This window comes from Streptomyces sp. NPDC050211, assembly GCF_040656035.1.
Taxonomy (GTDB): Bacteria; Actinomycetota; Actinomycetes; order Streptomycetales; family Streptomycetaceae; genus Streptomyces.
Window position 1 is genome coordinate 17,669 of sequence record NZ_JBFALC010000096.1, and the last position, 10,847, is coordinate 28,515.

Annotated in this window: 10 protein-coding genes; 6 read left to right on the top strand and 4 right to left on the bottom strand. The window is 69.4% G+C overall.

Annotated elements, in window-relative coordinates; genetic code table 11:
• Positions 1-25 precede the first annotated feature (25 nt).
• From AB0I98_RS45795 to AB0I98_RS45805, 3 genes are read right to left on the bottom strand one after another with little or no spacing between them, the layout of a single operon-like run.
• Complete coding sequence (locus AB0I98_RS45795; protein WP_362952016.1) at positions 26-1,288, bottom strand: extracellular solute-binding protein; 1,263 nt, start codon at positions 1,286-1,288, stop codon at positions 26-28.
• A gap of 52 nt (positions 1,289-1,340) precedes the next feature.
• Complete coding sequence (locus AB0I98_RS45800) at positions 1,341-2,162, bottom strand: carbohydrate ABC transporter permease (protein ID WP_362952017.1); 822 nt, start codon at positions 2,160-2,162, stop codon at positions 1,341-1,343.
• Entirely contained in the window at positions 2,159-3,106 is a 948-nt protein-coding gene (locus tag AB0I98_RS45805; RefSeq protein ID WP_362952018.1) for a sugar ABC transporter permease, read from the bottom strand. Before AB0I98_RS45805 ends, AB0I98_RS45800 begins: the two co-directional genes overlap by 4 nt.
• 335 nt (positions 3,107-3,441) lie before the next feature.
• On the opposite strand from AB0I98_RS45805, the gene AB0I98_RS45810 reads away from it, so the two are divergent.
• The 3 genes from AB0I98_RS45810 (at position 3,442) to AB0I98_RS45820 (ending at position 5,952) form a co-directional block, all read left to right on the top strand.
• The gene (locus AB0I98_RS45810; RefSeq protein ID WP_362952019.1) at positions 3,442-4,482 is read left to right on the top strand and encodes a LacI family DNA-binding transcriptional regulator; all 1,041 of its coding nucleotides are present in this window, start codon (positions 3,442-3,444) and stop codon (positions 4,480-4,482) included.
• Positions 4,483-4,639: 157 nt separating this feature from the next.
• The gene (locus AB0I98_RS45815) at positions 4,640-4,936 is read left to right on the top strand and encodes a hypothetical protein (protein WP_362952020.1); all 297 of its coding nucleotides are present in this window, start codon (positions 4,640-4,642) and stop codon (positions 4,934-4,936) included.
• Positions 4,937-5,070: 134 nt separating this feature from the next.
• The gene (locus tag AB0I98_RS45820; protein ID WP_362952021.1) at positions 5,071-5,952 is read left to right on the top strand and encodes a hypothetical protein; all 882 of its coding nucleotides are present in this window, start codon (positions 5,071-5,073) and stop codon (positions 5,950-5,952) included.
• 145 nt (positions 5,953-6,097) lie between these two features.
• Here the strand turns inward: AB0I98_RS45820 and AB0I98_RS45825 are convergent, their stop codons facing one another.
• Positions 6,098-6,280 (bottom strand): hypothetical protein, encoded by a 183-nt coding sequence (locus AB0I98_RS45825; RefSeq protein ID WP_210571217.1) that lies wholly within the window; start codon positions 6,278-6,280, stop codon positions 6,098-6,100.
• Between the two features lie 330 nt (positions 6,281-6,610).
• Between AB0I98_RS45825 and AB0I98_RS45830 the strand changes: the two genes are divergently transcribed.
• The 3 genes from AB0I98_RS45830 (at position 6,611) to AB0I98_RS45840 (ending at position 10,700) form a co-directional block, all read left to right on the top strand.
• Positions 6,611-8,698 carry an AAA family ATPase gene (locus AB0I98_RS45830; protein ID WP_362952022.1) on the top strand — a complete coding sequence of 696 codons (2,088 nt, stop codon included), beginning with the start codon at positions 6,611-6,613 and terminating at the stop codon, positions 8,696-8,698.
• Positions 8,699-8,730: 32 nt separating this feature from the next.
• Positions 8,731-9,285, top strand: a complete 555-nt coding sequence (locus AB0I98_RS45835; protein ID WP_362952023.1) for a GNAT family N-acetyltransferase — start codon at positions 8,731-8,733, stop codon at positions 9,283-9,285.
• A 71-nt stretch (positions 9,286-9,356) separates the two neighbouring features.
• Complete coding sequence (locus tag AB0I98_RS45840; protein WP_362952024.1) at positions 9,357-10,700, top strand: esterase-like activity of phytase family protein; 1,344 nt, start codon at positions 9,357-9,359, stop codon at positions 10,698-10,700.
• Positions 10,701-10,847: the final 147 nt, after the last annotated feature.

The following is a 10,847-nucleotide window of genomic DNA, read 5'->3' on the forward strand; positions in this document are numbered from 1 at the left end:
GGGTCGCGGTCACTCTGGGCCGCGGTCAAGAACCGGCCTTGTAGTCGCTGTCCATGTCGCCGAGGAGTTCGCGGGGCGTCGACTGCCCGCTGAAAATCTCCTGGAGGCCGCTGAGCATGGTCTGCTGCACCTTGGCGTTGGGCCACAGCTGGTCCATGAACGGCACGGTGCGACCGTCCTGGATGAAGGTGGAGAGTTCGGTCAGGGACGGGTCGACCGCGTAGCCCGTGTCGGGGAGTGAGGGCAGACCGCCCTGCTTCTTGACGAAGAGGTTCATGCCCTCGGGCGACATCACGAACGTGACGAACTTCAGCGCGAGGTCCTCATTCTTCGCCTTGGCGTTCACTCCGTAGCCGGCACCCGCGGCGGCCGGTATGAGGGTCGCGGACGGGTCGTCAGTGGCCGGAAGCGCCTTGAAGGTGAACGTGCCGTTCGGGTTCTTGCCCTTGAGGAGGGCGATCACCCAGTTTCCCTGGACGATGCCGAGCGTCTTGCCGGTGGCGGCGAGTTGCTGGCTGGCCTCGTAGTTGGTGCCCAGTGGGTTCTTCTGGAAGCAGCCGGTCTTCTCCATCGTCAGGTACTTGTCGACGGCGGTGGTCCACGGCGACTTGGCGAAGGTGGCCTGTCCGGCCTGCATCTTCTGGTCGAAGTCACGGTCGGGGCCGTAGACGGTCGTGGCGACCAGTGCGTACAGCACGAGCTGGGTGACCCAGTTGTCCTGGATCCCCAGCGCGAACGCGGGAGTCCCCTTGGCCTTCGCGTCCCGGCAGAACGCGAGCAGTTCCGTCCAGGTGTCCGGCGGAGTGAGTCCGGCCTTCTCCATGGCCTGCTGGTTGTAGACCGCGCCGATGCCGTTCTGCCCGAAGACCGCGTTGTAGGTCTTCCCCTCGTACTGGGCCACGCTCTTGACCGCCTCCGGCAGCTCGGCGGCCCACGGCTGGTCCGAAAGGTCACGCAGGTAGCCCGGCTCGGCCAGGACATACGTGGCACCGGGGTTTCCGTTGCCCGGCCAGACCGACATCACGTCGGGCGCGGTGCCGGAGGACAGCTGGGTCCGGATCTGCTGCTGGTACTGGTCCGCGCCGCTGGTGGTGTAACGGACCTTGACGCCCGGGTTGGCCTTCTCGAACGCCTTGACGACGTCCTCGACCGAGCCCTGGTCGACCGAGGCGAGCGTCAGGGTCTGCGACCCGCCGCCGGAGCCGGCCTTCGTGCCACCGCTGCAAGCGGCCAGGAGCGCGGCGGTCGTGACCGCCGCGGCCAGCGCGATGGGGATGCGTGTCTTCATGATGACTCCCTCAAGGAGACGGCGGGGCTGGGTGACGGGTGGGCGTCGCGGGTCATCCCTTCAGCCCTCCCGCGAAACCGCTGATGATGCTGCGCTGCAGCAGGAAGTAGACGAGCAGGACAGGCAGGATGCTGATCACCAGTGCGGCGAAGATGAGGTTCCAGTCGGTGACGTACTGACCGACGAAGCCGGCGATCGCGACCGGCATGGTCTGCTGGGCGCTGCCGCTGAGATACAGCAGTGGCGTGAAGAAGTCGTTCCACACGGCCACGGCGTTGAGCACCAACGCCGTCACGGTGACGGGCTTCAGCATCGGCAGCACCACGTATCGGAAACCCTGCAGAGGTGTGCAGCCGTCGATCATGGCCGCGTCCTCGAAGTCCCGAGGCAGGGCCCGTAGAAAGCCGACATACAGGAAGACGGTGAACGGCACCTGCAGCCCGGAGTAGAAGAGCACCAGCGCCCAAGGGGTGCCGAGCAGACCCAGGTCACGCATCGCCTGGTACAGCGGCAGCGAGGCGAGCTGGAAGGGCAGCACCAGGCCCAGCAGGACGAGCAGATACGTTCCTCGCGACCAGCGAGCCGTGACACGGGCCAGCGGATAGGCCGCCAGGGAGGAGACGGCCAGCACGACGACCACGCTGCACACCGTCACCAGCACGCTGTTGGCCAACGCGCCGCCCAGCGAACCCTGTTGCCAGGCCTGGGTGAAGTTGTCCAGGGTCGGCGAGCTGGTCGGCCGGATCGGTGAGGAGGTGTCCGAGGAGGGACGTACCGCGAGGTTGACCAGGACGTACACAGGGAAGCCCACGAACAGGGCGGCGGCGATCATCGCCAGTTCCAGTGCGAACGTGCGGCGACGGTAGCGGTTCATGACGCGGCCCTCTCGTTGCGGGAGAGCAGCAGGTACTGCCCGGTGGAGGCGACCGCCACGATGATGGTCAGGACCACCGCGAGGGCGATGCTGTAGCCGAACTCGCCGAGGGTGAAGGCGTCTTTGTAGATCAGCGTGGAGATCGTGTCGGTCGCGTGCCCGGGCCCTCCGCCAGTCAGCGCGTACACCTGGTCGAAGAGTTTGATCCCGCCGATGATCGACAGCATCAGGTTGATGGTGAGGGCGGGGGCCAGCAGCGGCCGGGTCACCGACCAGAAGCGGCGTACGGCGCCGGCACCGTCGATCGCCGCGGCTTCATGGACCTCCTTGGGCACCGACTGGAGCCCGGCCAGGAAGATCACCATGGAGTAGCCGGCGAACTGCCACACCACGACTCCGACGACGGCCCACAGGGCGACGTCGGGATCTCCCAGCCAGTCCTGCTGCCAGCCATCGAGTCCGACCGCGCCCAGCAGACTGTTCACGGCACCGTCCGGGCCGAGCAGGTTGCGCCACAGGTAGGCGGTCACGATCGGGGTGACCACCGCCGGGGCGAACAGGAACACCCTGAGCACGTTCCTGGACTTGATGGCGGAGTTGACGCCGAGGGCCAGCACCAGTCCCACCGCGTTCTGCACCACCGTGATCGACACGGCGATCAGCAGGGTGTGCCAGACGGCCTGCCTCGCGTCGGCATCGCTCAGCATGGCCGAGAAGTTGTCCAGGCCGACGAAGGAGAAATCGGGGTTCAGCCCGTCCCAGTCGGTGAACGCGTAGTACACGCCGCGCACGCTCGGCACCAGGACGACGAAGGCGAACAGCAGCACGGCCGGCAGCACGAACCACCAGGGCGGCCCGTTGCCCGCACGGCGGACACGCGTCGCCGGGGCCGGATCCGGGAGCCGGCCGCGATCCGGACGTCGGTCGTGTGGAGCGAGGGTCACGGGCGGACCTACTTCCTTGAAACGTTTCATCAAGGCGCCGAGCAGGATCGGCCAGTTCGACTCCGTGCGGTGCCGACTGGCGGCCAGTGCTGGGTGAAGTCCGGCGTCAGCCACCCGTCGCCGGACGCGATTTTGGGTAACGTTTCCCACGGGTGTGGCCAGACCCTAGAGAGCCTCCACCGTGACGTCAAGATGCCGGGCAAGCTGCGCGATTGTTACGTCGCCTGGGCGGCGCGTACCTTGACGAGCGGGCGGGGGCAGCGGCCGCGCGTGCCCTCGCCGCGGAGCCCACTCGTACACTCTCGACAACGTTCCCCACCACCGGAGGGCACCGGATGGAGCCGCCAGCACCGCAGCGCCGCGTCACCATCGTCGATGTCGCACGGCACGCCCAGGTGTCCACCACCGCCGTCTCGAAGGTGCTGCGCAACGCCTACGGAGCCAGCCCCGAGATGCGCGCCAAGGTACGCCGGGCGATCGACGAACTGGGATACCGGCCCAACGCGGCCGCACGAGGCATGCGCGGCCAGACGTACACCATCGGCGTGGTGCTGCCCGACATCCGCAACCCCTTCTTCCCCGAGATCATCGACGGGATCACCGGCAGACTCGCGGAGACCGAGTACCAGGTCTTCCTGGGGCCCGGCGGCTGCGACGACGAGAAGGCGGAGGCCCGCGTCACCGATGCCATGATCGACCGGGGCATGGACGGCATCGTCCTCGTCGCACCCCTGTCACCGCGCGCCCGCCTCGAGCACATCGCTTCCCTCGTACCGACCGTCGTCGTGGGCCGCCACGGGCATTCCCTGGTGTACGACACCGTCACCGATGACGACATGGCCGGAGCGTCCTTGGTCGTAGACCACCTCGCGGGCCTCGGGCACCGCAGAATCACCCACATCGAGCACCACGAAACCGATCCGACGCGCAGCGCGGAGATGCCCAACGCGCAGCGCGCCGAAGGGTATCGGCGTGCCATGCGTGCGCTCGGTCTCGCCGAGGAGATCGACATCGTCTCCACCAGCTACACCCAGCAGGGGGGATACCAGGGCGCCCAGGAACTCCTCGCACGGACCTGTCGGCCCACGGCCGTCTTCGCCGGTGCGGACATCGTCGCCATGGGTGTCCTGGATGCCTTCGCCGAAGCCGGGCTCTCCGTGCCCGGCGACATCTCCGTCGCCGGTTACGACAACACGACCTTCGCGGCGTTCGGTCCGATTTCCCTGACGAGCGTCGACCAGGCCGGCCACGAGATCGGCGACAACGCGGCCCGCCTCCTGCTGGAGCGGATAGCCGACCGTCACAAGGCGTCGGCCCAGCTCAAGCTCTCCCCCACCCTCGTGCCGCGCCGGACCACCGCTCCCCCTCGGCCATGACAGAGCACGCCGGCCAGTCCATCCGCGGGATTCGTTCGGGTCGCTCGAAACGCTTCACCGCGCCGTCCCCCTTCTGTCGCCGGAGCTCCAACTTTACGTTGAGGAGCAGGAGATGAAGGATCAGCCGTGGCAACCACGCAGGGGGAAGGTGGTCAGCATGTTCGGGAGGGTCCGCAAGTCCGGTGTCAGATTCCTCAACGCCTTGCGCGCGGAACGGGACACCGGCCGGGACAGGCGCACGCACAACCTGTTCGAGGCCGCCGCCGCGTATGTCTCGGCGTGCGCCGAGGACGACCAGGAACAGATCGACGAGGCCGCCGGCTGGGTGTCGCCGGAGGCGCTGTCGTTCGGGGTGAGCGAGCTGGCGTGCCGGGCCGTCATCGCGCTCGCGCGGGAACGCGAGGAGTCGCCGCACACCGTGGCCCGGGCGCTCCTCGGGCTGCCCGCGGCCTGACGCCGGGGAGCAGCCGTGGTCGATTCGCCCCGTCGAGCCGGAAAGCTGCAGCTCCGAGTGGGCCTGGGAGTCGTGACAACGGGCTTCCGGTCGCACTAGGGTGCGCCGTTGTACGGACCGATGGGGAGGCTGGGATGGCCGGGACGGACGAGGACGCCGTCGCCGCCGAGGACGACGCGCTCTATGTGCTCACGGCGGTGCTGCTGACGCCGGCGAAGTTCCCGAGCGTGCTGGGCGACGACTATCCGGAGGCCTGCGCGGCGCTCGGCCTCGCGCCGCTGGCCGACGGCTACGGCCTGGTGCTCGGCCAGGACGGCGATGGCGCCCGCTGGACGGTCGCGATCGACGACGTGTCGCTGGTCGCGGTGGCCATCGCGTCCTGGGACTGCGGCATGGAGTACGACCTGTCCCCCGACGAGCGGACGGTCGTGGCCGGGCTGCCCGGCTGGCCGCTCGAGGTCGCCGTCGCGGCGCCCGGCGTGCCCGCGCCGCACGATCCCGGTCCCGATGTCGCGGACCGCCCTCCACTGGTGCCGCCGGACACCAGCATCTGGGGACCGGCCCAGCGCCGCCTGGGCGCGGACGAGATCGCGCTGCAGTGGGCGACATGGCGCGAGCAGCTCGACGACGCGGACTTCGCGAGCCCCAACGGCTCATCCGCGACGCCCGCGGACTCGGCCGAGGCCGAAGCCGAGCAGGACGTGAAGGCCCAGAAGCAGGACGGGCCGGAGCCAACCAGCAAGCCCGGCCACGGCGGCATCCGGCGTGTTCTCGCGGAGGCCCGCGCCTACGTCGACACCCCGCCGCCGCTCGGCCGCGTACGGTCCTCCTTCGCGCCGGGCGACGCACGGACCCTGCGAGCCGACGGCCCCGGCTGGTCCCTGGTGGCCAGAACGGACGACATCGCCTTCGTGCTGCTCGACGAGGAGCCCGGCGAGGTCTTGCCGGTGGGCCGGGGACCTGAGCTGCCGGGTCTGCTCGAGGCCCTCGACAAGATGGCCGTACGCCCCAGCTGAGCGGGCCACGACCACGGGGCTCAGCCTCGTGAGTCCCCGCAAGGCACCGAGCCGCCCGCGGACCGTACCGTCGGCAGGCCCGCGGGCGGCGATGTGGTCGGCTCCTGCGTGCCTGCCGACCGGGATACACCGGTGCGGTCATGCCTCAGCGGCCGAGCTCCTTGCGGGTGACGCGGCGCAGCTTGCGCCGCTGCGAGGGGTCCAGCGTGAGGTACGCGGCTGCCGGGACTCCCAGGATGATCAGGAGCGCCGCCCACCAGGGCAGCCAGATCAGCAGGATGATCCCGGCTGCCACACCTCCTGCGGCGATCTTCGCGTTCTTCGACATGTGTCGCCTCCTTCGCGGCCACGGCCGCTCTCTGTCCTGAAAACGGGTCCGCGCTTCCCACGGTTCCGGACCACGACCCTGAGACTCCCCTGAGGCCCGACCCCGAGGCACCCCTGAGATCGAACGCCACTGCGTTCCATGACGTCCGTCGCTGCATGGATCCGTCTCTGCATGGAGTGGATACCCAGCCGCAGCGTGGAGTGACCCGGCTCACTGCGCGATCATGCCGGGTTGACCGCCGTCGTGCTGTACCCTCGGCCGCTCCGACCTCCGGTAGTCAAATTTGAGGAATAAGTCTTCCCTGTGCACGTTGTCAAGAGGAGCCACCTGTTGTCGCAAGTCAACGACCCCGCCGCGAGCCAGGTCGAAGAGGAACAAGCCCACGTGTCCACTGTGTACGAGGTGCTCTCCGAGCGGCACACCGAGGCACGCACACGTTTGGCAGAGGTACTCAAGGCCCCGGCCGAGAGTGCGAGCGAGGCGCACGAGCGAGAGGTCGCCGCTGAGCGGCTGGCGAAGGAGATCGGTCGGCTGGAGGGAGCCGAGAACGGCCTGGTCTTCGGTCGGATCGACTCGACGGACGGTACCGCCTTGCACATTGGGCGGCTTGGCCTGCAGACGGACGAAGACGACCTGCCTCTGCTGGTGGACTGGCGAGCGAACGCGGCGCGGCCCTTCTACGAAGCGACACCAGCCCACCCGATGAGCCTGCGGCGCCGCCGGCACCTTCGCCTGGAGGAGCGCAAGGTGGTCGCCGTGAGCGACGAGTTGCTGGACGGCTCCACTCCGACCGCTGAGGATATCGTGGGCGACGGCCCTCTGATGGAGGCCCTTTCGGCGCGGCGCACGGGTCGGATGCAGGCGGCGGTCGCGACGCTGCAAGCCGAGCAGGACGAGATCGTGCGCTCCCCGCACCGCGGGGTGTCAGTGGTCCAAGGCGGCCCCGGAACCGGCAAGACGGTGGTTGCCCTGCACCGGGCGGCCTACGTCCTGTACGCGTTCCCGCGCGCGGCGCAGCAAGGTGTGCTGATCGTCGGTCCGAACGCGCGGTTCCTCGACTACATCTCCCAGGTTCTGCCGTCACTCGGCGAGAACGACATCGTCCTGGCAACCTGCCAGGAACTGGCGGGAGTCTTCCCGGACGCGGCGGAGACGCTCGATGCGGCACGTCTCAAGGGCAGCTCGATCCTGGCCGACGCCTTGGCCGAATTGGTGCGCCGTCACCAGGCTCCTGACGGCGGCTTCACGGTGCTGATCGGACACGAATCGGTTCGCCTTCATCCCGAGGTTGTCGCCACAGCGCGAAACTCCGCCGTGGCGACCGGGGTGGGGCACAACCCCGCGCGACGGGTGTTCAAAAAACTCCTGATCGACGCCATCACCGACGCGCTGGAACGGAGCACGGGCGACATCCTGGAGCAGATCGACGCGGAGGTCGCCCTGCTGACTGGCGCAGACCTCGACCGGGTGGCGGCGGCCGACCTGCGCCGGCTCGGATACGACGCCGCGGCTGCCACGGGGCCGGCCGATGAGTTCGACGCGGATGCCGTCCGGGCCGCGCTCTTGGACGACGCTCACGTCGACAGGGCGATCGAGGAACTGTGGCCGCGGCTGGTGCCCAGCGATCTCGTGCGAGCCCTGCTGACGAACCCTGACACTCTCGCCGAGCACCTGCCCCAGTTGACCGACGACGAGCGGTCGATTCTGCTGCGCCATGCGGACGACTCGTGGACCGATGCCGATGTGCCTCTGCTGGACGAAGCAGCGAGCCTGATCGACGGGCCGCCGCAACGGACATACGGGCACGTGGTCGTCGACGAAGCACAGGAGCTGACCGCCATGCAGTGGCGGATGATCGTACGACGGTGCCCGGGCAAGGCGATGACGCTGGTGGGCGACTTCGCCCAGGCGGGACCGGTCGCAACGGCACACGGCTGGACGGAGGCGCTGAGCCCCCATGTCGGCCCGCGGTTCAACCTCCATACCCTGACCATCAGTTACCGCACTACACAGGAGATCCTGGAGACCACCCGAGACCTTCTCGTACGGATTGCCCCGGACCAGACTCCGACACGGTCCCTGCGCCGTGGTGAGCCTCCTCGCACCGTGCCGGCGCGGCCGGATGAGCTCATCGCCACTCTCGTCCGGGAGCTGCGGACTCAGACCGAGGCGTACCCCGGCGAGCTCATCGGTGTGATCTGCGCGGACACGAGGCTGGATCAGCTGACGGCCGCGGGTATCGCAGAGCATGCGCGCATCGTGCCGGCGTCCGAAGCTCGCGGGCTGGAGTTCGACGAGGTCGTCGTCGTGAGTCCCGGGGACATCAGCACGGCCCGGCCCGGCGGGGAGAAGGACCTGTACGTAGCCCTGACTCGGGCCACCAAGAGGCTCTGCACGATCACTGTCCAGCCCGCTTGAAGGGGCCGACTCGGACGGTAGGTTGGCGGATCATGAAGTACTTCGGCCAGGACATACTCGCCGTCGCCGACCAGCTGTCCGAGGCGTACGCGGAGGTCTTCGGGGTGCCGCCGTGGGAGAACCGGGAGCCGGAGGCGACCAGGGTGGAGTTCCGGGAGCGACTGGAGACGGACGCGCTTCGCCCCGGATTCCGCGCCGTACTGGCGCTCTCCGACACCGGTGAGGTCGACGGGTTCGCCACGGGGTGGATCACCCAGGCCCCGTTCCGCACCGACCGCGCCTACCCGAAGGTGACCCGACGGCTCGGCGCGGACCGGGTGAACCAACTGCTGGTGGGCGCCCTGGAGATCGATGAACTGGGAGTGCGGGCACGCGCGCGTGGCGGCGGTCTCGGGCAACGGCTCCTGTCCGCGCTCACCGCCACCGCACCTGATGGCCGGGCCTGGTTGCTGACCTGGAATCAGGCGCACGACGCCGTGGCGTTCTACCGCCGCATCGGCTGGCAGGAACTCGAACCGGTGCCGGGCGACAAGACGGACGTCGTGGTGTTCCTCTCGACGAGCGTCCGCCGCCCCACGTTCACCTGACGGTCGCACGGCGTTCGATGCGGGGCCCAACTCTGGCCGCTGTCGTCGAACTTGCTCCTCAGGAGGCCCTGATGTCCCCGTACGCCACCGGCCGGCGCCGCGTCCACCGTTCCCTCGCAGTGGGCCTGCCGCTGGCGGTGGTGGCCGCCGCGCTGGTGGCGGCGGGGCCGGCCTCGGGATCGACGACCACGGCCCCGTACGTCACCCGTACGGCCACGCTCGGCGACATCCCGCTCGGCACGTTCAGCAACGCGCTGCTGCCGGGCACGGTGGCCGACGACCGGGGCGTGGACCTCGGTGGCATCGGCAGTGACATCTATCCGGCGGGCCGCAAGGGCGAGTTCTGGACGGTCACCGACCGCGGGCCCAACGGCCAGATCAAGGTGGACGGCACCAAGCGCCGCACCTTCCCCGTGCCCGGCTTCGACCCGGCGATCGTGAAGATCCGGGTGTCCGGTGACACCGTGAAGGTGCTGGACGCGATCCCGATCACCACCTCCTCAGGGAAGCCGGTCACCGGCCTGCCGAACCAGAAGGGGCGCGACGAGGCGCCGTACTCCTATGACGCGCGGACGCCCCTGTCGTACAACGCGAACGGGCTGGACACCGAGGGGGTCGTGCGGGCCGGGGACGGGAGTTTCTGGCTCGTCGACGAGTACGGGCCCTCCCTGGTGCATGTCTCCGCGCGCGGGAGGGTGCTGGCGCGCTATGTGCCCGAGGGGCTGAACCTCAGGGGCGCGGACTACCCGGTCGTGGAGGCGCTGCCGTCCGTCCTGCTGCACCGGAAGATCAACCGGGGCTTCGAGGGACTCGCCCAACTGCCCGGCGGTGACCTGGTGATGGCCGTGCAGAGTCCGCTGTCCCTCCCCGACGGGGATGCGGGGGACGCCTCGCGCACCACGCGGCTGCTGCGCTTCTCGCCGAAGAAGAAGGCGGTCACCGCCGAGTACGCGTACCGCTTCGACCCGGTGAACGTGGTGGACCCGAGCGAGGACGACACTTCCGAGCTGAAGATCTCGTCGATGGTCGCCGTGGGCCGGGACCGGCTGCTGGTCGAGGAGCGCACGGACAAGGCCGCGCGGTTGCAGATCGTGCACCTGGGGCGCAAGGCGAACATCCTCGGCGGCCCCTGGGACGACGACACGACCTCCCCGTCGCTGGAGCAGCTCGACGACCCGGCGGCCTCCGGTGTGCCCGTCCTGGCCAAGCGCCTGGTCGTCGACCTGGGCACGGTCGACGGCTTGCCCGGGAAGATCGAGGGCGTCGCGCGCGTGGATCGCGACACCCTCGCCCTGATCAACGACAACGACTTCGGCATGACGGACGGCACCGACGCGTTCGACGCGAACGGCCGGCTCGTGGACAGCGGCGTCGAGACGACCGTGACGTACGTGCGGCTGCCACGCGGGATCTGATCCCAGGACCGGGAAAGTGGGGGGCCCGCGGGGGCCGCCCCGCAAACGACGCCCCCCGGGCGGGACCGCGCCGGCCGCCCTGACACGATGTGGCGCGGGGAGCCGCGCGGCCCCTCGCGCGGGGCCCCCCCGGGCCACCAAGGCCCC

Excerpts from the sequence above, each read along its gene's own strand:
- AB0I98_RS45835 (WP_362952023.1), top strand. The coding sequence starts at position 8,731 with ATGAAGTACTTCGGCCAGGACATACTCGCCGTCGCCGACCAGCTGTCC.
- AB0I98_RS45825 (WP_210571217.1), bottom strand. The coding sequence starts at position 6,280 with ATGTCGAAGAACGCGAAGATCGCCGCAGGAGGTGTGGCAGCCGGGATC.
- AB0I98_RS45820 (WP_362952021.1), top strand. The coding sequence starts at position 5,071 with ATGGCCGGGACGGACGAGGACGCCGTCGCCGCCGAGGACGACGCGCTC.
- AB0I98_RS45810 (WP_362952019.1), top strand. The coding sequence starts at position 3,442 with ATGGAGCCGCCAGCACCGCAGCGCCGCGTCACCATCGTCGATGTCGCA.
- AB0I98_RS45815 (WP_362952020.1), top strand. The coding sequence starts at position 4,640 with ATGTTCGGGAGGGTCCGCAAGTCCGGTGTCAGATTCCTCAACGCCTTG.
- AB0I98_RS45800 (WP_362952017.1), bottom strand. The coding sequence starts at position 2,162 with ATGAACCGCTACCGTCGCCGCACGTTCGCACTGGAACTGGCGATGATC.
- AB0I98_RS45795 (WP_362952016.1), bottom strand. The coding sequence starts at position 1,288 with ATGAAGACACGCATCCCCATCGCGCTGGCCGCGGCGGTCACGACCGCC.
- AB0I98_RS45840 (WP_362952024.1), top strand. The coding sequence starts at position 9,357 with ATGTCCCCGTACGCCACCGGCCGGCGCCGCGTCCACCGTTCCCTCGCA.